Here is a 23,654-nt window from a genome sequence, read left to right on the forward strand (position 1 = left end):
TAGCAAACAAGTTTTACCGGCGAAAGCACACGGGTTTCATAACCCCGTCGGTGCCTTTCGCAGAAAGGCGGATTATACGGATGAAAAAGTACCTGAATATCGCTTTTGCCTATGCCATTGCCGCTATGGTGGGCGGCGTCTTTTACCGGGAATTCACCAAGTACAGCGGCTTCACCGGCGTGACGGCGCTGGGTAAGGTCCACGCCCATCTGTTCCTGCTGGGAATGCTGGTGTTCCTGGTGGTTGCGCTGTACGGCGCCCATAATGACCTTGGAAAGCTCAAGACCTTCCGGGCATTCCTCTGGACCTATAACATCGGCATTCCGATGACGGCTATCATGCTGGTGGTACGCGGCGTGGCCCAGGTGCGGGGACTGGCTCTGTCCGCCGCCGCGAATGCCTCTATTTCCGGGATTGCGGGCATCGGCCATATTTTGACCGGAGCCGGTATCATTTTGCTGCTGCTGTCCTTCAAAAAGCTGGCAAAGAACTGAAAACGGACTTATGAACATGCCCTCTGTTTTCCGCGTCAAAAGCGCATCCTGCCGGCGCTGCCGGGTGCGTAGGGCTGATTGCGGGCTTTCGCGCTGCCAGACTCGGCATCCTCTCTTATGATAAGCTTTCCCAAATCAAGGCGATCCATATCCATTTGCCCTGCGCTGCTCTCTGGGCGTTTCATTTCTGACCGTGCGATACTATTGGAGGTTCGTTTACGGATTAAAAATCCGCTGCATACCGACTACATAGCCATTTTGGATCGTGATAGTTGTATTATTGGGGATGAAATGATATTCAATTCCTGCGTTATCTGTCAGGAAGTCGCCGGGATAATATGTGCGGGGGCCTTTTTCCAGATCAGAGGAATCCACAAATTCGAAATCAGGAGAAACAGGCAGGGTCACTTCTCCCAGCTCATAGTATTGTTTCATGTCGTCAAAACCATCTGCGTAGAACACGGTATCATCATCCGTGACCAACTCGTAACCTCCGTTTTCCAGACCGCCGTTGATGACAACCACGCCGTTTTCGGTGCGCTCCAGGGATGAGACTTTCACATCCTGCCGGCAGATCGTGATATGATCCCCTGCTTTCAATGTGCTGATGTCCACCATGTCATAGAGATCGTAAGTATATACTTTTACATGCAGCTGCATAGCGCCTGTATCATCGACAAAGGCATCCCCTTGGTCAAAGGATACCGCCACTGTGCAATCCTCCAGATGGTCCAGGTCGATTGATGCGGGCAGAGGAGATACGGCGAGAGCTTCCGAAGCGGATCCCTCATTAGATGCTTCCGGCTCGGCCGGAGTGTTTTCCGGCTGACTGCTGGAGCAGCCAGTCAATGCAGCAAGGGCAATTGCCAGCGCACAAGCCACAAAATATTTGCTTTTCATAAATTAGCCTCCATTGCGATTCAATATGGCCTTTAGCGGTCTCGTTTATATAGACGGTGTACAGCGAAAAAAGGTTTCCTGTTCATGGAAAATGATTCTGCCCCGGCAGTTCTGTGGAAATGGAATGAATTCATGGACACCGCGTCATGCGTATGGTAGAATACGGACCATGGAGTATATGCGGAGGCGGGATATGGGAAAGAAATCAACAAAAGAAAATAAGACCAAGTATCATCTTGTGAGAGAAGAACTCGGATGGTCCAGAGAGTATGCAAGCGAACAGATGGGCATGATTACACCCGAACGGCTGGAGCGTATTGAAAATGAGAAAGTGACGCCGGACCCCAAGGAGATCCTTGTGATGGCCGAAACGTATGGGAGACCCTCTCTCTGCAATTACTACTGCTCTCAAAAATGTCCGATTGGCCAGCAGTACGTTCCTGAGATTGAAATTAAAGAACTCTCTTCTATCGTCCTTGAGATGCTTGCCTCCCTGAATTCTGTCAATAAGCGGAAGGATCGACTCATCGAAATCACTGCGGATGGCAAGATTGATAAAGATGAAATGGATGATTTCATCTTTATACAGGAAGAACTGGAGAGGATCTCGATCACGGTAGAGACGCTGCAGCTCTGGTCAGAGAAGATGCTGGCGAACGGTGTGATCGACGCCGAGGCCTATCATGCCAGGAAACGCAAATGAATTCGGCAGGCAGCGCATTGAACGGACGATGCGCTGCCTTATTTTGCAGATTTCGCGAAAATAGCAAGTCCTATTTTGCGGGATTCATCATTTATTGCGGAAGACTCCTGGCCTACAATGAAAACACAAACAAGAGGTCGTACATCAGCGAGGAAGGTGGTTTTGATGACGGTGTGCGAAAGAGTTCTTGCAATCAGGCTTTTGGAACAGCAGGAGAAGAAACCTGAGTACTTTGAAAAGCTTGGAGTTCAGGCCAACATGAATGAGGCGGAATCTGCCATTACTGAAAGGAGAAAACAAGTTGTTTGAATTATTCGTAATCATCCTGTTTTGCTGGCTTGCCTTTAAAGCAATCGGGCTTGCACTGTCGCTCACGTGGGGAGCCGCGAAAATCCTGGCATCACTTCTCTTTGTGATCGCCGTGCCGGTGCTCTTTGTGTGCCTGCTGTTTGCGGGCGGTTTGGTCTTACTGCTCCCCTTGGCCTTGATCGGTGGCGCGGTTGCGGTCTTGAAAGTATGTGCGTAAATTCATATTGGAGTTATGGAGGGAACAATAAGGATATTCCCAATATTTCCGCCAATTGATAAATCGAGGCCTGATCTTGAGGGAACACACAAGGTCAGGCCTTTCCTGTATCCGCCATAGCAGGAAAAGGTCGAGGAATCAATCAAAGTGTGATGCGGACTCCGGAGGCCACATCACACCTTGATACTGTACATTCAATTGACCTTATTTTGCAGTATTCGGAAGATCAGCAGGTCGCATTCCGCAGAAGTGGTTATTTATCTGTATGAAAATATCGTCTATAATGGAAGCAGAAACCTGAAAAAGAGATAAGGGGGAGATATAAATGCTGTCTGCGAAACATGCCAAGCTGACAAGAAATATCCTGATTTTGGCGCTCATAGGCGTATTCTCGTTTTTTGTCCTTACAGCGTGGCTTCCGGAAACGAAATTCATCGGGAATTCCATCGAAAGCGTGGAGGAAAGCAGTAATACCGTGATGAGGTTTTCGGCCGCGACCCTTTCGACGTCTCTGGCGATTTCAGCGCTGCCGGATGACTTTGCAACGCCGTTAGCTGATACCTTGGCGGATATGAACATCTATTTTGTGGGCATTCTTGTGATCCTGTTTCTGGAAAAGATCATGATCCAGTACGGAGTCAAGCTTGTATTTGCAGTCGTCATCCCAGTGGCGTGTGTTATGGGAATCCTGTCCGTGGGGTTCAAAAAGGACCTCTTGAAAGGCCTGGCAATCAGACTGTCCATTCTGGGCCTTGCTGTGGCCCTTGTAGTTCCGTGCAGTACGCATATTACGAACTATGTTGCCGAAGATCTGACCGCATATGTCGAGAGCACGATCGCGGACACGGAAGACGGCGCTGATAAGCTCAACGAAGCTATGGAGGGCGGCACGGAGGAAAAGACAATTTTTGAAAAGCTCTCTGATCTGTTCCAAACGGCGATCAATGATGTTTCTAATCTGATGCTCCGCTTCCAGAATACCATTCGCAAGTGCATGAATTCCATTGCGATCTTGATCCTGACGAATTGCCTGATGCCGCTGATCAACTTCTTTGTGCTCAAATGGATACTGAAAGAAACTTTCCACATCGCAATTCCCATGCCGCAGACACGGAGTCGCCGCCGTTCTGATTCCGACTCTGGTTCTGATGCAGCCGGAACTGAGCTTGTTGCCGCGGGAGAGTGAGGTTATGAAGATATTGGAATTTTTCAAAGACAAGCAGAAACGGGCGAATCTCTGCATTTGGGTCCTAGCCGCACTGATCGGCGGCGTTGTTATCTGGGGATGCAATCGCGGCACAAACCCCTTACATATGAATGTGTCGGATGGCATACAGCAGATCGATCTGGATACGATCTATCTTGAAGCCAGCGGCGTAGAAGTCAACTTCTCTGATGTCATTCTCTCCGACCACAATGAGACGCGGAAATTAATTGTCAGTACACAGAGGGGAAAGGTTACCACGGAACTGACGGACCGCCTCATCAAGCAGCTTGACTTCGATTTTCTAAAAAAGACGCAGAGTGTGTCTTATACCGGAACAGGCTACTTCGTTGTGGACCTGGATAACCTCACAGCAGCCAATATCATAGAAGACAAGGATAAGAAGACCGTTACGATCAGAATTGGCCACGCTTATTTGCAGGCCATAGAGATCGATCCGAACGACATCATCATTGATGAAGTTAAGGAGGGGCTGCTGGCGCGTGGAGATATTGAACTGACAGTGGCGGACTACAATGCCATTGAGAATGACCTTCGCACCCGGCTGGAAGCGAAATTCGATACAGTGGCGAACGGTCAGCGAGCAGATGACCTTGCGATCAGGATGGTGAAAGAAGTCTACGAGCCGATCGTCAAAGCCATTGACCGTCGATATGATGTGATTGTTGAATTCAAATCATAGATTATGTGGCCCAACGTAAAATTTTGTGTAAGCGTTTTTCGACAAAAGTCAAGAATGGCGCTGGAAAGCAGGGCTGATTCTGGCCTGAACTCCTTGTTTTTCGAAAGCCATGGCAGTCAGAACGGTATGCGCGCCGCTCCGGCGTGAATGCCGGTCTGGCCGCCGTGGCATACTAGGACAAGGGAGTCAGCCTACGGCCCGGTCGGCGAACATGATCTCCAGTTGGCTCAGCACCAGATTCCAGTTCTGGTATCTGGCGTGCCAGTGCTTCACGATGCGCTGAGAGGCCAGATACAGCATCCGGCGCAGGGAGTCGTCGTTCGTGAAGGAAGGCTTGTTCTTTGTGATCTGCCGGAACTGGCGATTCAGGCCCTCGATGATGTTCGTCGTGTATATGATTTTCCGAATCTCAACGGGGTATTCAAAGAACGTGCTTAAAACCGGCCAGTTTTCCTCCCAGCTTTTCACGCAGGAGGGGTACTGCCTGCGCCAGGTCTCCGCAAAGGCCTGCAGGTTTTTCTCGGCTTCTTCCAGGGTAACGGCACTGTAGATCTTCTTAAGATCCGCAACGACTTTCTTGATGTCCTTGTAGCTGACATATCTGGTGGAACTGCGCACCTGGTGGACGATGCAGCGCTGCAGCCGGCTTTTCGGGAATACAGCCTCGATAGCCTGCATCATCCCACACAGGCCGTCCGTGCAGAACAGATATACATCCAAAACACCCCTGCTTTTGAGGTCATTCAACACATTCAGCCAGAATTTGCTGTTTTCATGCTCCCCGATCCAGACGCCCAGGATGTCCTTCCTGCCATCCATGGTGACGCCCAGGACCACATAGGCAGCCTTGGTCACATACCGCCGATCCTCCCGCACTTTGTAGTGAATGGCATCCATGAACACGAAAGGATACACCGGCTCCAGCGGGCGATTCTGCCAGGCTGTGACCTCCGGCATGATCTTTTCACTGATCTTCGTTACCAGCTCCGGAGAGATATCCACGCCGTACAGTTCCTTGATCTGCTCGGCGATATCCCGTTGGCTCATGCCGCAGGCGTACAGCGCCAGAATCTTATCCTCCATCCCGTCCGCATTCCGGTCATACTTGCCGATGATCTTGGGCTCGAAGGAGCCGTTCCGGTCCCGGGGAACCTTGATGTCCACCTCACCCAGCTGGGTCTTGACGGTCTTCTTCGTGTAGCCGTTGCGGTAGTTTCTCGGGGTTCCCTCCGGCGCGTCCGAGCGCTCGCAACGCTCTCGACCAAGCTCCTCGTCCATCTCCACTTCCATGGCGGTCTGGATGACGTCCCGGAACATTTCCTTCATGGCCTCCATGATCTCCGTCGTACTGGTAAAGTGCTGGCTCTGAACGTATTCCTTCAATAAATCCTGTGGTACTGACTGCATAATCTTCGTCTCCTCGTCTTGAATGTTTGATCTCATTCTTGACTTAGTCGAAGATTTTCATACTGTCGAGGTTCGTCGATTACACAGAATTTTCGGCGGTCTCGATTATGTCATCATGTAACCACAATATGATGGTTTGATTGCTCCGCAAATGATAAGTTCCCGTGAAATGGAAAACGCTTCCTCCAAGCCGGTGATTCACCGGCTTGGAGGGAAGCGTTTTTGACGTTTTTGTTCTTCAATTATCGCAGGCCGCTCAGCACCGCGCCAACATCGGCGTCGAGCAGAATGGACTGCGTTTCCAGTCCCAGGGAGGCGGATACAGCAAAGCAGAAACCTGCACACAGCAAATACTGCTCAGAGGCGCAGGCCCTTAATATCCTTGATCCGGGATAAAATGATGTTGCACCCGCAGCTGACCACGCCGGGCAGCGGGTCGATGACCTCCCGAATCAGTTTTTCCATTTCCTCACTGGAAGCAGCCACCGCGTGAACATGGAGCTTGTTTTTTCCCGTCACCCGGTAGACCTGCGTGATGATCTCGTTCTGCTTTAATATCTCTGTGACTTCAGCCAGCGTGTCCGGCAAGGTCTCAATCTCAAAATAACAGGACACCGCACCGCTGATCTTCTGGGGGTTGATAATGGTGGTGTATTCCTCAATGATGCCCCGCTGCTCCAAAGCCTGGATGCGGGCTTTCACCGCCACCCGGGAGATCCCCACCTCCTGCCCGATGTCCGAATAGGAGATCCGGGCGTTTTTGATCAGCAGCCGGACAATTTTCTGGTCCAACGCGTCCAAGCCTTCCAGAAACATATTGAAGACCCTCTTTCCTGTATCATTTCAGCCCCATCATACCAGCTATTGCACGAAATGTAAATAAAAGATTGACTTTAGAAAAAAGGATCACTATAATGATTACGAAACGTAAGTTTAAAATTTCCTTTCGGAGGCACAGAGATGAAGAGAGATTTGACGCAAGGACCGGTCATGCGCTCTATGCTGCTTTTCGCGGTCCCCATGATTTTGGGAAACCTGCTGCAGCAATGCTATAATATCGCGGACACACTGATCGTGGGGCAGTTCCTGGGAAAGAACGCTCTGGCCGCTGTGGGCTCATCCTTTACGCTGATGACCTTTCTGACTTCCATCCTGCTGGGACTCTGCATGGGCAGCGGCGCGCTGTTTTCCATTCGGTTTGGGCAGCGGGACGAGGCCGGTCTGCGGGAAGCGGTGTGCGCATCCTTCGTGCTGATCGCATCCGCGACCCTCCTGCTGAGCGGAGCTGCCTTTGCCTGCCTGGACTTTCTCCGGGTCTTTCTCCGTGTGCCGGCAGAGGTGTGGGGGTTCATGCGGGAATACCTGTCCGTCATCTTCTGCGGCATCGCCGCCACCTTCCTGTACAATTATTTCGCATCACTTCTGCGGGCGCTGGGTAATTCCGTGGTGCCGCTGATATTCCTGGCAGTCTCCACCGTGCTGAATATCGCCCTGGACCTGTGGTTTGTCCTGGGATTGAAGCGGGGCGTGACAGGAGCGGCGGAGGCCACGGTGATCGCCCAGTACGTCTCCGGAATCGGGATCGCCGTGTACACCTGGTTTCGCTGTCCCCAGTTCCGGACTGGCCCACGGGCCATCAGCTGGAGCTGTGTCCGGGAGATCGCCTCTTTTTCCATCCTGACCTGCGTTCAGCAGTCTGTGATGAACCTCGGGATCCTGATGGTACAGGGACTGGTCAACAGCTTTGGCGCCACGGTCATGGCCGCCTTCGCGGCGGCGGTGAAGATCGACGCCTTCGCCTATATGCCTGTGCAGGACTTCGGCAACGCCTTTTCCACCTTTATCGCCCAGAACTACGGGGCACAGAAGGAGACGCGCATCCGTGCCGGACTGAAGGGCGCGGTGGGAGCGTCCATGCTGTTTTGCGTGGCGGTATCCGCCCTGGTGTGCTGTTTTGCCCATCCGCTGATGGCGATGTTTGTGGGGGAAGGAGAGGCCGAGATCGTCCAGGAGGGCATCCGCTACCTGCGCATTGAGGGTGCGTTTTACTGCGGGATCGGCTGCCTGTTTCTGCTGTACGGCCTGTATCGGGCGCTGGGAAAGCCGGGGATGTCCGTGGTCCTCACCGTCATTTCCCTGGGCACCCGCGTGGCGCTGGCCTACATACTGTCGGCTATTCCTGCCATTGGCGTGATCGGCATTTGGTGGTCGGTGCCCATCGGCTGGGCCCTGGCTGACGTCGTTGGCATCCTTTATTACATACTCCGAAAAGGACAGATACTTACCTGGAAAAACCAAACTTCAATATAGTCTGCAGGACATTCAAGCCCCGCCGCCCGGACCAGCGAAAGTCCCGAAGCCGCAGCGGTTTCGGGACTTTCCGTTGAGAATGTACTTTCATGGACAAGGAGGGGAGCAAACATTCCTGCCCTTGTTTTTTGCCCTCCATATGATATAATTTTTCATAGCATGAACCAATCAATACCCGGCATTTTAGGAAACGGACAGAATTTCAGGAAGCTGTCCGATCTGTTCCGGTTCCGCTTTCGGGGGAAATAACGATGTGAGGGGATATCTTTTTGCTGTTGGCAAGAACCGTGATATCTGCTATAAAATAGATATCAGGACACCAGCAACCGCTGTCAGCGGACGGCAAACCACAGGATACAGCGCGTCTGAACAAAAAAATAAAAAAGGAGGGAACGGCAGCTTCTCCCTGTCCGGGTAACATTCGGAGGGAGTATCCCTGCCTGCATGATGAAATCGATCCGTGATATTTATAAAGTCGGCAAAGGGCCTTCCAGTTCCCACACCATGGGCCCCGCAAAAGCCGCTTCGGACTTCCGGAAGGAAACGCCGGAAGCTGACGCCTACCGTGTCACCCTCTACGGCTCCCTCTCCAAGACGGGCAGGGGACACGGGACCGACCGGGCTGTTATGGAGACCCTCGCGCCCATCCCGACGGAGGTGATTTTTGCCCAGGAGACACCGGAAGACATTCAGCACCCTAACACGCTGGACCTCGTTGCGCTGAAAGATGGCCGGGAGATCGCCAGGCAGCGGGTCCGCAGCATCGGCGGCGGCGATATTATGGTCGAAGGCCGTTCTGCCCCGGGGCAGAGTGAGGAGACGTATCTGGAGAACTCCTTTGCCGAGATCAAGCAGTTTTGCGAGTTCCGGTACATCAGCCTCATCGACTATGTGGAGCTCAATGAGGGCAGGGATATTTGGGACTATCTGCTGGGCATCTGGGAGGTCATGAAGCGCTCCGTTCAGGAGGGGCTTTCCACCACCGGCGAACTGCCCGGCGGCCTTCATATCGACCGCAAGGCCAAGTCGATCTACGACCACATCCTCGTCAACAAGCACCCGGAAGTCGTGGAATGTCAGCTGGTCTGCTCCTATGCCTATGCCGTCTCGGAGCAGAACGCCGACAACGGCACCATCGTCACTGCGCCGACCTGCGGCTCCTGCGGTGTGCTTCCGGCGGTGCTTTACTACATCAAAGACAAGCGGAACCTCAGCGACATGGACATTGCCCACGCCCTGGGCGTGGCGGGCATTTTCGGTGAGCTTGCCAAGCGCAATGCCTCTGTCTCCGGCGCGGAGTGCGGCTGCCAGGCGGAGATCGGCGTCGCCTGTGCCATGGCCGCTGCAGCCCTGGGGCAGGTGTTTGGCTACTCCATCAAAAAAATCGAGTATGCCGCCGAGGTCGCCCTGGAACATCACCTGGGGCTGACCTGCGATCCAATTTGCGGCCTGGTGCAGATCCCCTGCATCGAACGGAACGCCGTTGCCGCCATGCGGGCCCTCAATTCCGCCAATCTTGCCTACTTCCTGGCGGACACCAGAAGGATCAGCTATGACATGGTGGTCAAAACCATGTACGAAACGGGCGTCAACATGAACCGCGGATACCGTGAGACCTCGGAGGGCGGCCTGGCCAGGCTCTATTCCCGCCGCGGCTGACCTCCCTGCGCCGATCACGCGGAAAACACGCGATGGGTTGATACACCGGCAGAAACGCAGGGCATTTCTTCCGAGCGGCTGAAATGCCCTGCGTTCGGATCGGGACTTCGTTTGCTTCCGTCTGTACAAAAAATTTCCATCATGGAAATTTTTTTGTGAAAGGCTTTTGGAAATCTTGTTGACAAACCTCCGGCGTATATGGTATCATATCCAAGTGCTTGAGATTCGGGCACTCCTGCCGCTTTATGGAGAGATGTCCGAGCGGTTGAAGGAACCGGTCTTGAAAACCGGCAACGCGAAAGCGTTCGTGGGTTCGAATCCCACTCTCTCCGCCAATTTTATATCGATCTGCGGAAGTACCCAAGAGGCCGAAGGGGCTCCCCTGCTAAGGGAGTAGGCTGGCTAAAACCGGCGCGAGGGTTCAAATCCCTCCTTCCGCGCCACGAAAAGTCGTTCTATTTGTTATGAATAGGACGGCTTTTCTGCATATATAGCAATGTTTTCTTGTGAATAGTTGCGTTTTCCTTTTCTTTGATTTTGCATTACCCCTATCTTTACCCCAAACAGCTAAAAATACCCCGCCAGATAGTCAAATCCGGCGGGGTTGCTTCATGCCTTTTTGGCGGTCAAGTTGTCATAGTAACTCTGCATCCGGGAGGCGGTGTCCTTCTTCATCTGGTCGCTGCTGTGCGCATAGACATTCAACGTAAAACTGGCGGTAGCATGGCCCAACAAATCCTGAACGCTCTTTATATCGGCCCCGGAAGCAATGGCAACGGTGGCGGCTGTGTGCCGGAGATCGTGCGGCCTTGCGTCCGGCCTGCCGATGCTGGCAGCGATTTTCTTAAAATGACCGTAGAAGGTCGATATGGCAAGGTGCCCGCCCATTTCATCCGTGAATACCAGATTATACGGGTTGCTCCACAGCTCACCGGCAGCGAGGCGGTTTTCTGCTTGCCGTTTCCGCTCTGCCCGCAAATACTGAAACGCAATTTCCGGCGGCTCAATCTGCCGGGGCTTTCCGCTCTTTGTGCTGGGTGCAATGTAGTATTTAGCGCCCTTCTTTTTCTCCTTCTGGAGCTGCTGGCTGATGGTGATCCGCCGCGCTTCAAAGTCCACCTGTGACCACGACAGGCCCAGGCACTCACCTTCCCTGAGGCCAGCGAACAGACACAGCGCATATGCGTTCTCCATAGGGTGTCCGGCAATGGCTTTCAGGAACAGCGGGATTTCTGCATCTGTCAGCGGCTTGATTTCCTTTTGCGTGGCCTTTGGAAGCTCCGCCGCGTCACACGGGTTTACCTGTATCATGCCCTGCTTCTGGGCCACGGAAAACGCTTTGTGCAGGATCGCGGCAACGTTCTTCACTGTCTTTGGGGACAACCCGGCGGCGGTCATGCCGTTGTATAGCTTCTGAACGTGGACGCCCTTCACGGCTTGCACCTTCAGCGCACCGATGGCCGGTTTAATGTGGTTCTTGATTGCCACCTCATAACTGCTGTATGTCAGCGGCTTCACCTTGACGGCACAGAAAGTTTTCATCCATTCATCGAGCCATTCGGAGACCGTGGTTTTGTCTGGGGCCTGATAGGTTCCGGCGTCAACGGCTCTTTGGATGGCGGTCATTTTCTTTCTGACCTCCGCCTGAGTTTTCCCGTAAACACTTTTGCGATCCGGCTTTCCTGTGCCGGGATTGGTGCCAATGGTGATTCGGGCCTCCCACGTACCATCCGACCTCTGCCGGATGCTCCCGGCGCCCTGTGCGGCTCTGGTGTTTGATTTTCTTGGCATTGAAATTCCTCCAATTTTCATATATGATAGGAGGGCAGTAGGCCGTTCAAGTTTACTGCCCCTATAGCCGTCCCTGGTATTGCGAGTACCGGGGGCGGTTTTATTTATGCTATTCGGGTTCCACGTTCTTTCAACTTTCTGTCCGCTGTTTGTATTCATTCAAAAGGCTATCAGCAATAACGCGATTCCACTTTTCGGAAGCTTCATCAACCATGCATATTTCTGAGAACAACTCTCGCGCTATCATCGTTACCCTGTCCAAGTCATGTCTCAGTAAGTCACTGCCGGAAATCGAACGCTCAGTCAAAGTGCACCTTTTTTCTTTTCCAATATTTCCGCTTTCGGCGGCGGTACGAACAGCAATAGATTCATCGTGCAAAACCCATAACTGATACAACAGTGTTTCAAAATTGCTGTGGAGAATCATCCCGTTAAGGGGGAGCATTCGGTTATGGTCTTTATATAGGCTATCCAATTTTGCAGCAGCTTTTTGGGAAACACCAATATAATTTGCTACGTCGCGCATCTTCGCATTTTGTTCCAAAGATGCGCCTAATAAATAGTCAGTAGTAACGTTGAGTGCCTTTGCCAAAGCTACAATAATTTCAAAGCTGTCTGGCTGTCGTGATCCACCCTCATATTTTCTGATTGTCTGCTCTTCCAGCCCAACAATTTCTGCAAGTTGCGCCTGAGTATACTGCCCTCTCCTAGCTTCTGCCAGTCTTTGAGAAAACCCATCTATTGGATTTTTGCCTTTTGATTTGCGCCCAGCCATAACAGACCTCCATTTATACAATTTGGGACGGTAGAAAGTTTTATAGTTGATATTCCACATATAAAACAGTCCCATATTGTATCTCATTAAAATTCATTTTGTAATCTATAATAAGAGCATAGCACAACAACATGCTTTTGGCAATAGAAAGGAGAGGCGATTTTGAAAAACATGGATATTCGTTTGGCCGCCGCTAGTTCAGGCGTAAAGCTGTGGCAGATTGCAGATGCCCTCGGTATGACAGACGGTAACTTTTCCAGAAAACTGCGAAAAGAACTGCCGCAGGAAGAAAAGGCGAAGATATTTGCAATCATTGAGAAAATTCCCATGGAGGGTTGACGATGAGCGTGAAGTTAGCATACTCGCTGACTGAGACAGCAGCGGTTTTGGGAGTAAGCCGTCCGACAGTGTATGCGCTGATAAAACAGCCAGGATTCCCGGTTTTTCAGATTGGAAGCCGAAAGCTCGTTTCGGTTGACGGATTGCGGGAATGGGTGCTCAAAGAGGCTGGGCGGAATGATTGATTTCAGAACGATCCGCTCACGGATTACAGCACAGGACGCAGCGAAGTTCTACGGAGCAGAATTTGACCGCCGCGGCTGGGCACTTTGTCCCTTTCATGGGGACAGTCACCCATCCATCAGCTTCAAGAACGGGCGCTTTCGGTGTTGGTCCTGCGGTGCAAGCGGTGATGCGCTGGATTATACGGCAAGGTTGTTCGACCTGGACAGTGTGCAAGCCGCTCATAAGCTGGACGCTGATTTTGGACTTGGCCTTTCTTCGGGTTGCAACAATTCCGCAGAGGCACAGCAGAAAGAGGATCATAGGAAGGCAATAGCGGCAGCTCATCAGCGATTTGAGACATGGCGCGAACAGGCCATGAACAAACTCAATGAAATTTTTCGCATAGCTCACACAGCATTGAAACGCTTGCCGGAACCACTTTCGGAGCGGGAGTGCCTTGCGCTTAGGTATCAGGCAAGAGCGGAATACTTGTCGGGGGTGCTGGAGGATGGTACTCCAGAAGAACAGGCACAGCTATACAGAGAACGGAAGGAGATGGAGAAGTGGACAGAGCAAATTTTGAAAGGCTCATGAACGAGGGTGCCTTTGAATCAAAAACAGAATCGTCCACTGTGCGTCCGTCCGACTTCTCCGACGCCGGCAATGCAGAAGTGTTCACACAAGCACACAAGGGCAATCTGATTTTCACAGATGCGCTTGGCTGGCTGTGCTGGAACGGGACAGTATGGGAACGCGGAGACCATAAGGCGGAATCGCTTGCTATGGAATTTACAGGCAAGATGCTGGAGGAAGCCAAGCGGGAATATGCCGCCGCACTACATAACCAAGCCGATGTCAAAGCGCAGGCCGCAGAAGGAACAGCTACAAAGCAGGATGTAGCAGACGCAAGAGAATCCGTTCGGACAGCGTCAGATTATCTTGCCCATGCGAAACAGTCCCGCAGTGCTTTCCGGCTGAAAGCGATGCTTACACTCGCAAAGCCTGCCCTTGTTATCAAAGCGGACAAGCTGGACGGCAATTCTGCCGAACTAAATACACCCGCCGGAATCGTCGACCTGAATACAGGAAGCATCCGGAAACATGACAGAACCGCATATTGCACAAAAATTACATCCGCCGCTCCCGGTAGTGCCGGAGCGGCTATGTGGATGGACTTCCTAGAAACCATTACAGGTGGGGACAGCAGCCTCATAGGCTTTTTGCAGTTGGTGGCCGGAATGGCCCTGCATGGCAAAGTGTACCATGAGGGTTTGATCCTCGCTTACGGTTCTGGTCGTAACGGAAAATCTACATATTTCAATGGTTTGCTTGCTGTCCTTGGTGACTATGCCGGTACCATTGATGTATCAGTTCTGACTACGGACAGACAGAACAGGGGCGCAGCTCTCGCAACACTTAGAGGCAAGCGTCTGGTTGTAGCTGGTGAGCTGGAAGAAGGAAAGCGGCTTTCTGTATCCACACTTAAGCAAATCACATCGACAGACGCGATCTCGATCGAGGAGAAGTACAAGCAACCTGAGACGGTCACACCAACGCACAGTCTTGTCCTTTTCACTAACCATCTTCCACGTGTTGGCAGTATGGACAACGGAACGTGGAGACGTTTACAGGTTGTTCCATTCAACGCCAGTATACCGGAAAAGTCTACGATTGCGAACTTTGGAGATGTCCTTGCAAGAGAAGCCGGGCCCGCTATTTTGGCATGGGCCATCCAAGGAGCTGTCAACTTTGCTCGGAATGGGTACAAGTTGGATATTCCCGCCGCCGTTGAGGAAGTGACGGACGAATACCGCAAGCGGGAGAACTGGCTTGACAACTTCATTGAGGAGTGCTGTGTGCGAGAACCAGATGCACGTGCCGGCGCCGCGGAACTGTATGGAACCTATAAAGAGTGGTCAGCTCAGAACGGGGACTATACGCGCAGGTTGAACGACTTCAATACTGCCATGGAATCTGCAGGCTATGAGAAACGCACCCCAAAGGGGAAAAAGGTTTGGATAGGAATCCGGGTGGACAACAGAGCAAGATATTCCCAAGTTTTGTAAAATGGGTTGCGATACTGGGTTGCGGGTTGCGGTTTTTTCCTATTGTTTAAGGTATAACGGAAAAATTAAACCCTATATAGGAAGTTATGTTCCAGCCGCAACCCACCGCAACCCGATTCCCTGAAACCATTGCGACGCAAGGCTTTAATGGTTTTTGATGTCGCAACCCACCGCAACCCTGAAACGGCAAAGGAGGCAGAAATGGGGCTGAAATCACAGAAAAAAGGAGCGGCTGGAGAGCGGGAACTTGCAGACTGCCTCCGCCGCGCTGGCTACCCCGTTTCGTGGGGCGGAAATAAGACATTCGGGGCTGTTCCTGATGTGTCCGGCCTACCCGGCATTCACGTTGAGTGCAAGAGAGTGGAAGCACTGAACGTGACAAGGGCCATGGAGCAAGCGGAGCGGGATGCTGACCGATTCCGGGACGGTGCCCCCGCCGTGTTCCACCGAAAAAATAAAAGCCCATGGCTTGTTACCATGCGGCTTTCTGACTGGCTCCACCTATATGCTTCGGCACTTACCCAAGATCATGATCATGACGCGCGCACGCGTTTTTTTACATACGACCCTACAAGCGATTTGGAGAAAGGAGCCCACATGGAACAAAGCTATTGGGAAACCGAAAACCCCGTAGAAGTAGACACCGGCAGAAATGTTTTGAGGTACTTCCCGGAAGCGCGTAAGCTGCACATCAGCAAAAATGGCTGGACGGACAAAAGGACCGGCGAACACAAGATGGGGAAAACCGTCGCGCTTGACCTGGATGCCGTCGCATCTACCCCCGCCGCGATTTCTATTCTAAAACAGGTTGTGAAGAGCCTGGAGAAATAAAGAACGAAAAGGAGAAAAGCTATGTACTACACAAAGACTACCATCGGAAGCACTACCATTGAGACCGAGATCAACGATGAAAGCGTGTTCACCCGCTGCCCCTGCTGTGGCCGGGAAATGCGCGTTGACCTCCAAGAGCTGTTTGCCGCCGGTGACTTTGACCTGTGCGGCACTACCATCCTCTGTCCCGCGTGCACCCAGAAGGAGGCGTGACCAATGCCCAGAAAGAAAGCAGAGCCGTCGGCTACACCGGCATTGGAGGCGAAGGAGACCATCACATTATCTGTAGAGGTCAGCAGATCGCTCTATGCGCAAATCTGTGCGGCCGCAAAATACTGTGGATTCGAAGACATTAACGAATGGTTGATGGAATCCATTCTGGATAGAGTGTGAGGAGGACTATTATGGCAGTGAAAAAGCCAGACCTTATCAACGGTGACGCACAGTCCCGTGTGGTTAAGCAGATCGCGTCTGAAAGCAGGAACGCGGCGAAAAAGCCTGACCTTATCGGAAAAGACAATACGGTCGAATCTGTCAGTGTCAGCAAGCCGCTGTATGCCCAGCGCCCCACGGACAACGTGTGGGCGCAGAGGGCATATGACAATCAGGTGAAGAACGCACAGCTGACAGCGGAGACGCCGGATACTGACCCGGAAACGGCATGGAAGCGGGGACGGCTCACGGGCGTTACCCGTGTAGCTGCCGCCTCCACTGCGGCCGGCAGTGTTGACTTCGTGGGCCTTCTGCTGGATTCCGTGCGCAACCTAAATCAGAAAGCACAGGAGCAGAACCAGAAAATCAAGACGGCGCAGGAGAACATTGCCCGGTACACGGAAATGATGAACCAGCCCGGCGCGGACAAGGCACAGCTCCAGCGTTGGATCGATTCCAACCAGAGAACCATTGACGCCGCCCAGAGCACCCTTGACACCTGGAACAAGCCCACGGATAAGGCTGTCAGCAGTATTTACGGCACGGCGGACAAGCTGGCGGACGTCAGCAATCAGGAGATCACATCCGCAAAGCAGGGCCTCGGCAAAGCCGGTCAGCTGGCGGTGGATGTGGGTGTGGCCGGATTGCAGATGGCGGGGGACGCTGTGACCGGCGGCCTCCCGGCAATGTTCGTCCGGGCGACCGGCGGCGCGGCGCAGGAGGCACGGCAAAGCGGCGCTTCCATTGACCAGCAGCTCATTTACGGCCTTGGGAGCGGTGCGCTGTCTGTTGCCACGGAGAAAATCGCAAACGTGGCGGCGCCCTTCAAGGCGGTGTTCGGCGAGGGACTTGCCAACAAAGCGGCCGGGAAACTGATCGCGAAGTTCGGCGAGAATCAGGCGGTACAGATCATGAGCCGCCTTGCCGGGACAGCAGGCGGCAAGGCTGTGCTGTCCGCCATTTCCGAGGGCGGCGAGGAAGTCCTTGAGGACTTGGTGCAGCCCTATCTGAAGCGGGCTACCTACGACAAGAACGCAACCTTCAATGCGCAGGAGGCAGGGCATGACTTCCTGATTGGCGCTCTGCTTGGCGGTCTTGGTTCTGGCGTGGAAGTCGCAGCAAACACAGTAAATGGCTTTTCTGGCGATATTATGATGCAGGAAGCGCAAAGGCTGTTTGGAAATAATAATCCCCCTGCGCAGGGCACCGGATATGCGGCCACCGAAATGGGTCGTCCGGATACCCCTCTGGGCGTTTCAGCCACGCAGGAGGATACTTCCAGTGTAGCACCTTCCAAAGGAAATGCAAGCGTGAAAATGGACCCGCTTCTGGAATTGCTGACCGGTGGGAAGCGTGTTGATCAGACGAAACTGACCAATGAGCAGTTCGCCACCCTTGCGGAACGTGGAGACATCGGCATGGACGCAGGCGGAAAGGTGTACCAGGTGGACCCTGCGCAGCACATTGACCGCCGGACAGCGGACAGCGTGAGTAGCCGAAACATGAACGCTTTCCAGTTTGACCACCCGGAGCTGCACAGCTATTACCGGCAGGCGGCGGAGGCTCTGATCGCAGATGCGGACCTGTCTCTGCAATTTCCCATGAGCCGCAGCTATGAGCGCACCATGCAGGGGAACAAGGTCAACCAAAGCGTACAGGCGTCCGCGCACCTGCGGCAGGCAATGGACGAGACCGGGCTTTCCCGGGCTGAGATCATCGACGCCGCACAGCGCATTGTCCACGACCAGGGGCAGGAGAACGTCAATGCCGCAAAGCAGGTGGAAATTATCCTGGATTCCATGCTCACCAACGGATGGTCTACCATGATGGGAGATACCGTTGGGCCAAATCAGGCGTATATCGACGCAAAGAGCAGCATTGCTGGCAGCCAGCCCACCATTCAGAGCGGTGAGGGGCTTCCCATGATGGACGACGGGCTGGGTGCTAAAACAAGCCAGTTCAAAAGAGGGCAAAGAGTATCTGATGCAAAGAGTGTCTATGATGAAACAGACAACGCCACGGACGAGCAAAGGCGTTATGATACCACATCGGACGCTGAACGCCTGAACACTGCCAGAGAGCGTTTACAGGTGGACTATGACGGCGAAAAGCAGTATCTGAAGAATGCTGCGGAATGGAACGATGAAGATTACGCCGTTGCAAAGCTTATCCAATCCGATATCCGGAAGCAGGCACAGGCAAGCGGAGATTTTACGGAGTTCCGGGAGTGGAGCCGAAATATCCAGAAGCACGCAAGCGCTTTCGGCCAAAATCTTCAATCTATGAAAATGTGGACAAAGCAGAGCGCAGACAAAGCAGTTGGTGATGCTGCATCCGTTCTGGACGCCGCGAAAGAGAAAGAGGCTTCCGCACCTGTAAGAGGAAAGGCGAGAATCACGGATGATGTGATCAACAGCGCTCTCGGTTCCGTCGCAGAATTCGGTGCCAGAGCAGAAAATCTAGCGGGTGCAAGTGATGCCGCTGGCCTTTACAACCTTGTGATCGAGCTTGCCAACTACCGTGGATATAAGCCTTCCAAGTCCATACAGAAAGCGTTGAAGGGATGCACGGTAGAGCAGCTCACAGACATTGCATGGTCTGAAATTTCCGGCATTTCTATTGACGCAATCCCGCCGTCCGCCGGCCAGTACATCAGCACATATCAGTACCTCTCTCACCTGCTGAACGCCAAAACGCTCCTGAGGAACGTAACAGCAAACAGCGTGTTCTCTCCCATTGAGAGCGCATTTACAAACAATATTGCCTCTATCGTGGACAGACTGGCCGCTTCTGTTGTGGGTGGGTATCATGGTATCAGCACAGCGCAGGCCCGGACTGTCGGCATGGAGAAGGGGCCATTCTCTAAGGCCGGATGGAAGGGCAGCGTTGAGGGGGCGAAGCAGTCCGCGATTGATGTTGCACTGGACATCAACCGCGGCAATAGCCAAAATAAATATGAGGCCGGCACCAACCGCACGTTCAAGAGGCACAAGACCGGCGACCCGCTTCTGGATGCGATCCTCAACACTGGGAACAACCTGGAAGGTGCCCTTGGCTACGGACTGAACACTACTGACGAGTTCCAGAAGGGCGGCACGGAAGCAACGGTGCGGGAGAGCCTGAAAGGTATCCTGAACACCGAGGGCAGCAGAGTGACGCCGGAGATGGCTGACCAGTTCGTGAAGAATGAGCAGCTTTACAGGTCCTTCCAACGTGATACCGCAATCGGAAATCTGCTACAGGCATCCAAAGACTACCTGAACATTATCGGTTTCGGTACTTCCAACGGAAAAACCAAGAATGTTGCGGGACACACTTTTGCTGTCAAAGACTTTGGCCTGGGTGACTTCATCAATAAATACTCCAAAGTGCCTGGTGCGCTGGTGACCACCGCCGCAGAGTATACAGACCTGGGATACGCAAAGGCAATCTACAACCTGGGCGCGATGGCCTACACAAACGCACAGGTTAAGAGTGGGCGCGGGGATGCGCAGGTGGGCGGTCATTACGGCGCTTACTCCGGGATGACCAACGCGGAAGCGGCAGTCTATTCCCAGAGGGCCTTTGCACAGAATATCGCCAGAGTTTTGACCGGAAAGGGGCTGATGCTGGCCTGTGCCAGCCTTGCCAAAATGGGTATCCTGCACTTTACAGGTGACGATGATAGGGATGAAGCCACGGTAAAAGCTGCGCAGGGGCTATCCGGGTTGCAAATCAATTTGTCCGCACTTGGCCGGCTGGTTGACGGCGGGGACGGGAGTATGCAGGATGGGGATGTCATGCTGGACGCTTCCAGCCTTGAACCTGTGAATGCATTGATGGAGGGCGGCGCCAGAATGGCGGAGCTGGAGGACGACGCTGATTACAGCGCAAAAATGGACATCCTCACTGATACCATTGTCAACAGCTTTGCGGACCTGAGCATGATGCAGAGTGCAAAGGATGTACAAAATGCTGTCACCTATAAGCGTGACGATGAGACATGGGGAGACGTTGGAAAGGATGCACTCATGGAGATCCTACTGGGCGGTGCAAGCGGCTTTGTTCCTGGTCCCGTTCGGCAGGCTGCCAACTACACTGATGAATATTACCGGGACACTTCCAGCGATACGCAAACCGGCAAGATCAAGAACTCCCTGATTTCTTCCGTTCCGGGTATGCGCGAAACGCTCCCGGAACGTGTGACCCCTCTTGGAGAAAAGCGAGAAAAGACAACGGACGGAGGCTTGGACTTCTTTACGTCCTTTATCTCCCCGTTCAATGTCACGAAATACAAGCAGTCTGATGTGGTGGACGCTATGAACGAGACGGGCGTATACGCTCCTCGCTCCGCACCCAAAAAGGTGACAGCGGATGGCAGAACCGTTGAACTGAGCGCCGAACAGCAGAGGAAGTACCAGACCGATAGAGGTGCGCAGCTTGTGCTCACGGTCACTGATATGCTTGGGAACGCACAGTACAAGCGGGCCGGGGAGACCCAGAAAGAGGAATTGATGGCGGACGCCAGAGATTATGCCAACTCCATTGCGAAAGCGAACGTTATGGGTAAGGGCAGCGCTCCCCAGTGGGTGCAAAAAACGATGGATGCACAGCGAACCACTGGCCTATCCGCAGCTACCGTAATCGTCTACCGTGATATGCTCTCCAGAGCGAAGGACAAGGGCAAGAAAACGGCGGATGCGAACAGCTCCGTTCGTGATGCAATCAGAAAGGATACCACATTGAGTGCGGCCCAGAAGGCCGCGCTGGATGATATCGTGATTTCCGATGGTGTGTATATCGCAAAGGACCTCAAAGTGGACTACACGAACGGCGAGACCTTCGTTATCAGTCAGATGTCCGACGGCGCTCAGAAACGGTACAATAGCATCAAGAACCAATTCGGCATGGACGCTGAAACGTACAGTAAAGCATGGTCCATTTACCAGAACGACGATCTCAAAGCAGACCAGAAGCGGAAGCAGCTATCCGCACTCGGATACAATGGTTCCGCGCTCTATAAGGCTCTCGGTCAAAAGCTGGAGTAGAGCTTTAGAATTTTTGACCCAGAAAGAGAAAATAGTACCCCCCCTGTTTTTCCGGGCCCCCACACATTCCAAATAGAAAGACACAGAAAGGAATCGTGGTGACCGCACAAGCGCGTCCTGTGCAATCCGAGGGTAATTCCATGGGTGCACAGGAAAACACCGCACAGGGCGTTTCTGGCGCGAACAATTATCGTACACATCAGGTAATAAAAATGGACCTGACCCCTGCGGAGGCCAGCTTGGTAGGTCCAGCACCTACGGCTTCCTCCGAGACGTCAAGTCCGGTTGAGGGTACGCGTCCCCTCAATGCGGAGGACATATCAGCTTCTTTCCAAAGGGGTACAATTCCCCCAGGCGATGGCTGACGATATCCTCGTTAAAAACAGTGTACCACAGGAAGAGACGGAACGCAACAGAGGGCCTATGAAGTATTGATGGCACTTCATAAAATTTTGACCCGGAAAGAGAAAAGGGTGCCCCCTGTTTTTCCGTTACCCCCATAGAAAGGATGTTCCAATACGGAGCATCCTTTCTTTGTTGTGCAGGCCGGATTCGTTGATGATGGTCATCTCCTGGTCGCCGCCCAGGGTGGGAATCAGATTCCATCCCTATGTGTGGGAAATGGCAACAGGGGATGTGGGGCAATACTCTCTCCCCGTTCCCTGAACCACCCGCCCGTTTTTCCGCTACCCCCCCTTGCTAGTCAGAGATACCATGCATCCCCGGATCACCACCAGACCAGCAGCACCCAGGCCCCCGGCGCGGGTTCCTTTATTGCGTGCCGTACTGGACATATCATAAATCGCCAAATAAGCCCCTACAAGCGCTTCCTCACGCTTCCGGGTATTCGGATACCCCACAAGCATAGAAACGCTCACAGCGCAAGCAAAAGGCCGAGGCAACCGCCCCGGCCATCTCTATTGTATTGTATATGAGCGTGACCAACCTTTAAGGGTGCCCATCCTCACCGGTTCCCTTGTCTCGCTCCATCTGGTTTTCTATGGCCCTACTAATAAAGCCGTTCACACTCTCGCCCTGGCTCTCTGCGTGTGCCTTGATAATGTCCTTCTGGCCCTTGGGGAGTACCAGATTAACGCGATCATACGCCTTTGCTATATATTTATTTTGTGCCTTTGTGCTGGCTTTTCCCATAATATCACTCCTTTGCTCAAGTATATCAATTATATAATAGTTACGCAACTATATAATTTGCACAAATATAGTTGCACAACTATGTGCAATATCCCATCTTGATATAGTTGCGCAACGATGTTATGATGTAATCACAGCAAGGGAACAAACGAAAACAGTTCAGACACCGGCAATCGTTGAAGCCTAACACCGAGATCGCGGATAAGGGCGGAACGGTATAGGGAATGGGAAGCAGATGAGGCCACAGCCCTAACGACCACCGCCGCCGGGGTTCCCCAAAATAACAAGGAGGATGTACAAATGAGCATCAACGAAATGGAAGCAAAGGCACGGGAGCTGCGCCAGCTCCAAGCCCTGATTGATGAAGCGCAGGCAGAGGCGGAAGCCCTGAAGGACGCCATCAAGGCCGCTATGGGTGATTCCGAGAGCATCCAGGCCGGTGAGTATAAGATCACCTGGAAGGATGTCACTTCCTCCCGCATCGACACCGCCGCCCTGAAAAAGGCCCTGCCGGACGTAGCGGAGCGCTTCACCAAGGAAACCACCGTGCGCCGCTTCACCGTAGCATGAAAAAGGCCCCTTGCATCACCGCCGACCAAAGCCGGATGCAAGAGACCCAACCAAAACCCACAGGGGACTTGGTACAGATAGTTTATCAAGTCCCCGCCTAAAAATCAAGGAGGATTTGATTATGAACAGAAACGAATACATCCAGCAGAGAGCGGCCATTGACGAGGCAGCAAAGCAGATTGCCATGGACCTGATTCACGATCAGTTCCCGGATGTGGAGTGGACGCCCACCGGCAAGTGCAAGCTCTGGCAGAATGGCACCCTTGCCAGACTTCACCCGGAGTATGACGAGAACGCCCCTGCTGCTTTTGGCCTTTTCGAGGTTAACTTCCTCACCGGCTCCGTGCTGTATATTGGCCCTGACTTCTCCAAGATGACCGACGCCGCGCTGAACAATCCCACTTCCTACACCGTGGAGCAGCGCGGGGAGACCGTGGTGTTTACGATCTGGCGCGGAAGCGAAGCCGCTGTAATGCGGTTCGAGAACGGGGAGCATACCGGGAACATTGCTTTCCGGGCCATCCAGGAGGACGAGCAGGGGGCCTTTATCAAGCTGGGACAGAAGAAAGTCCGCCGGGAAGCGGAGGGCGCATGAGCGCC

The 23,654-nt window shown here is 53.0% G+C and carries 24 protein-coding genes and 2 tRNA genes; 20 read left to right on the plus strand and 6 right to left on the minus strand.

Annotation, left to right across the window (positions count from 1 at the left end; translation table 11 throughout):
* The first annotated feature begins 80 nt into the window (after window positions 1–80).
* A complete protein-coding gene (locus JQM68_RS03975) occupies window positions 81–494 on the plus strand; it encodes a DUF2871 domain-containing protein (protein WP_235221625.1) in 414 nt (137 codons plus the stop codon).
* Between the two features lie 216 nt (window positions 495–710).
* Here the strand turns inward: JQM68_RS03975 and JQM68_RS03980 are convergent, their stop codons facing one another.
* Complete coding sequence (locus JQM68_RS03980) at window positions 711–1,394, minus strand: hypothetical protein (RefSeq protein WP_235221626.1); 684 nt, start codon at window positions 1,392–1,394, stop codon at window positions 711–713.
* Window positions 1,395–1,587: 193 nt separating this feature from the next.
* On the opposite strand from JQM68_RS03980, the gene JQM68_RS03985 reads away from it, so the two are divergent.
* The 5 genes from JQM68_RS03985 to JQM68_RS04005 all read left to right on the plus strand — a co-directional run bounded on the left by JQM68_RS03985 (window position 1,588) and on the right by JQM68_RS04005 (window position 4,530).
* Window positions 1,588–2,097, plus strand: coding sequence for a helix-turn-helix domain-containing protein (locus tag JQM68_RS03985; RefSeq protein WP_235221627.1), 510 nt, complete (start codon window positions 1,588–1,590; stop codon window positions 2,095–2,097).
* A 165-nt stretch (window positions 2,098–2,262) separates the two neighbouring features.
* The gene (locus JQM68_RS03990; RefSeq protein ID WP_235221628.1) at window positions 2,263–2,406 is read left to right on the plus strand and encodes a hypothetical protein; all 144 of its coding nucleotides are present in this window, start codon (window positions 2,263–2,265) and stop codon (window positions 2,404–2,406) included.
* Window positions 2,399–2,623, plus strand: coding sequence for a hypothetical protein (locus tag JQM68_RS03995; RefSeq protein WP_235221629.1), 225 nt, complete (start codon window positions 2,399–2,401; stop codon window positions 2,621–2,623). The genes JQM68_RS03990 and JQM68_RS03995 overlap by 8 nt, the downstream gene beginning before the upstream one ends.
* A 325-nt stretch (window positions 2,624–2,948) precedes the next feature.
* On the plus strand, window positions 2,949–3,809 hold the full coding sequence (locus tag JQM68_RS04000) for a hypothetical protein (protein WP_235221630.1): 861 nt from the start codon (window positions 2,949–2,951) through the stop codon (window positions 3,807–3,809).
* 4 nt (window positions 3,810–3,813) lie between these two features.
* Window positions 3,814–4,530: a DUF4230 domain-containing protein gene (locus tag JQM68_RS04005; RefSeq protein ID WP_235221631.1), complete on the plus strand. Its 717-nt coding sequence runs from the start codon at window positions 3,814–3,816 to the stop codon at window positions 4,528–4,530.
* 186 nt (window positions 4,531–4,716) lie between these two features.
* On the opposite strand, the gene JQM68_RS04010 is transcribed toward JQM68_RS04005, so the two are convergent.
* On the minus strand, window positions 4,717–5,937 hold the full coding sequence (locus JQM68_RS04010) for an IS256 family transposase (RefSeq protein WP_235221632.1): 1,221 nt from the start codon (window positions 5,935–5,937) through the stop codon (window positions 4,717–4,719).
* Between the two features lie 357 nt (window positions 5,938–6,294).
* The gene (locus JQM68_RS04015) at window positions 6,295–6,753 is read right to left on the minus strand and encodes an Lrp/AsnC family transcriptional regulator (protein ID WP_235221633.1); all 459 of its coding nucleotides are present in this window, start codon (window positions 6,751–6,753) and stop codon (window positions 6,295–6,297) included.
* A gap of 144 nt (window positions 6,754–6,897) precedes the next feature.
* On the opposite strand from JQM68_RS04015, the gene JQM68_RS04020 reads away from it, so the two are divergent.
* The 4 genes from JQM68_RS04020 (at window position 6,898) to JQM68_RS04035 (ending at window position 10,349) form a co-directional block, all read left to right on the plus strand.
* Window positions 6,898–8,247, plus strand: a complete 1,350-nt coding sequence (locus JQM68_RS04020; protein WP_235221634.1) for an MATE family efflux transporter — start codon at window positions 6,898–6,900, stop codon at window positions 8,245–8,247.
* A gap of 444 nt (window positions 8,248–8,691) precedes the next feature.
* Window positions 8,692–9,906, plus strand: a complete 1,215-nt coding sequence (locus JQM68_RS04025; RefSeq protein ID WP_235221635.1) for an L-serine ammonia-lyase, iron-sulfur-dependent, subunit alpha — start codon at window positions 8,692–8,694, stop codon at window positions 9,904–9,906.
* 247 nt (window positions 9,907–10,153) lie between these two features.
* Window positions 10,154–10,241: transfer RNA gene (locus JQM68_RS04030), tRNA-Ser, on the plus strand.
* 15 nt (window positions 10,242–10,256) lie between these two features.
* Window positions 10,257–10,349 (plus strand) — tRNA-Ser (locus tag JQM68_RS04035).
* A 166-nt stretch (window positions 10,350–10,515) separates the two neighbouring features.
* On the opposite strand, the gene JQM68_RS04040 is transcribed toward JQM68_RS04035, so the two are convergent.
* Complete coding sequence (locus tag JQM68_RS04040; RefSeq protein WP_235221636.1) at window positions 10,516–11,697, minus strand: tyrosine-type recombinase/integrase; 1,182 nt, start codon at window positions 11,695–11,697, stop codon at window positions 10,516–10,518.
* Window positions 11,698–11,827: 130 nt separating this feature from the next.
* A complete protein-coding gene (locus JQM68_RS04045) occupies window positions 11,828–12,472 on the minus strand; it encodes a helix-turn-helix domain-containing protein (RefSeq protein WP_235221637.1) in 645 nt (214 codons plus the stop codon).
* A gap of 162 nt (window positions 12,473–12,634) precedes the next feature.
* Between JQM68_RS04045 and JQM68_RS04050 the strand changes: the two genes are divergently transcribed.
* The 8 genes from JQM68_RS04050 to JQM68_RS04080 all read left to right on the plus strand — a co-directional run bounded on the left by JQM68_RS04050 (window position 12,635) and on the right by JQM68_RS04080 (window position 21,332).
* Window positions 12,635–12,811, plus strand: coding sequence for a hypothetical protein (locus tag JQM68_RS04050; RefSeq protein ID WP_235221638.1), 177 nt, complete (start codon window positions 12,635–12,637; stop codon window positions 12,809–12,811).
* A gap of 2 nt (window positions 12,812–12,813) precedes the next feature.
* The gene (locus tag JQM68_RS13925; protein WP_412758450.1) at window positions 12,814–12,996 is read left to right on the plus strand and encodes a helix-turn-helix domain-containing protein; all 183 of its coding nucleotides are present in this window, start codon (window positions 12,814–12,816) and stop codon (window positions 12,994–12,996) included.
* Window positions 12,989–13,570, plus strand: coding sequence for a CHC2 zinc finger domain-containing protein (locus tag JQM68_RS04055; protein WP_235221639.1), 582 nt, complete (start codon window positions 12,989–12,991; stop codon window positions 13,568–13,570). Before JQM68_RS13925 ends, JQM68_RS04055 begins: the two co-directional genes overlap by 8 nt.
* Entirely contained in the window at window positions 13,540–15,042 is a 1,503-nt protein-coding gene (locus tag JQM68_RS04060; RefSeq protein WP_235221640.1) for a DNA primase family protein, read from the plus strand. The genes JQM68_RS04055 and JQM68_RS04060 overlap by 31 nt, the downstream gene beginning before the upstream one ends.
* Window positions 15,043–15,243: 201 nt before the next feature.
* The gene (locus JQM68_RS13855) at window positions 15,244–15,873 is read left to right on the plus strand and encodes a hypothetical protein (RefSeq protein ID WP_328283715.1); all 630 of its coding nucleotides are present in this window, start codon (window positions 15,244–15,246) and stop codon (window positions 15,871–15,873) included.
* Window positions 15,874–15,894: 21 nt separating this feature from the next.
* Window positions 15,895–16,086 carry a hypothetical protein gene (locus JQM68_RS04070; RefSeq protein WP_235221641.1) on the plus strand — a complete coding sequence of 64 codons (192 nt, stop codon included), beginning with the start codon at window positions 15,895–15,897 and terminating at the stop codon, window positions 16,084–16,086.
* Between the two features lie 3 nt (window positions 16,087–16,089).
* Window positions 16,090–16,266, plus strand: coding sequence for a hypothetical protein (locus JQM68_RS04075; protein WP_235221642.1), 177 nt, complete (start codon window positions 16,090–16,092; stop codon window positions 16,264–16,266).
* Window positions 16,267–16,277: 11 nt separating this feature from the next.
* The gene (locus tag JQM68_RS04080; RefSeq protein ID WP_235221643.1) at window positions 16,278–21,332 is read left to right on the plus strand and encodes a hypothetical protein; all 5,055 of its coding nucleotides are present in this window, start codon (window positions 16,278–16,280) and stop codon (window positions 21,330–21,332) included.
* A gap of 948 nt (window positions 21,333–22,280) precedes the next feature.
* Here JQM68_RS04080 and JQM68_RS04085 read toward each other — a convergent pair.
* A complete protein-coding gene (locus tag JQM68_RS04085; RefSeq protein ID WP_235221644.1) occupies window positions 22,281–22,484 on the minus strand; it encodes a hypothetical protein in 204 nt (67 codons plus the stop codon).
* 300 nt (window positions 22,485–22,784) lie between these two features.
* Here JQM68_RS04085 and JQM68_RS04090 point away from each other — a divergent pair, with 300 nt between their 5' ends.
* The gene (locus JQM68_RS04090; RefSeq protein ID WP_235221645.1) at window positions 22,785–23,054 is read left to right on the plus strand and encodes a hypothetical protein; all 270 of its coding nucleotides are present in this window, start codon (window positions 22,785–22,787) and stop codon (window positions 23,052–23,054) included.
* A gap of 121 nt (window positions 23,055–23,175) precedes the next feature.
* Window positions 23,176–23,649 (plus strand): hypothetical protein, encoded by a 474-nt coding sequence (locus tag JQM68_RS04095; protein ID WP_235221646.1) that lies wholly within the window; start codon window positions 23,176–23,178, stop codon window positions 23,647–23,649.
* The last annotated feature ends 5 nt before the right edge of the window (window positions 23,650–23,654 follow it).

This window comes from Oscillibacter valericigenes (assembly GCF_021531435.1).
GTDB lineage: Bacteria > Bacillota > Clostridia > Oscillospirales > Oscillospiraceae > Oscillibacter > Oscillibacter valericigenes_B.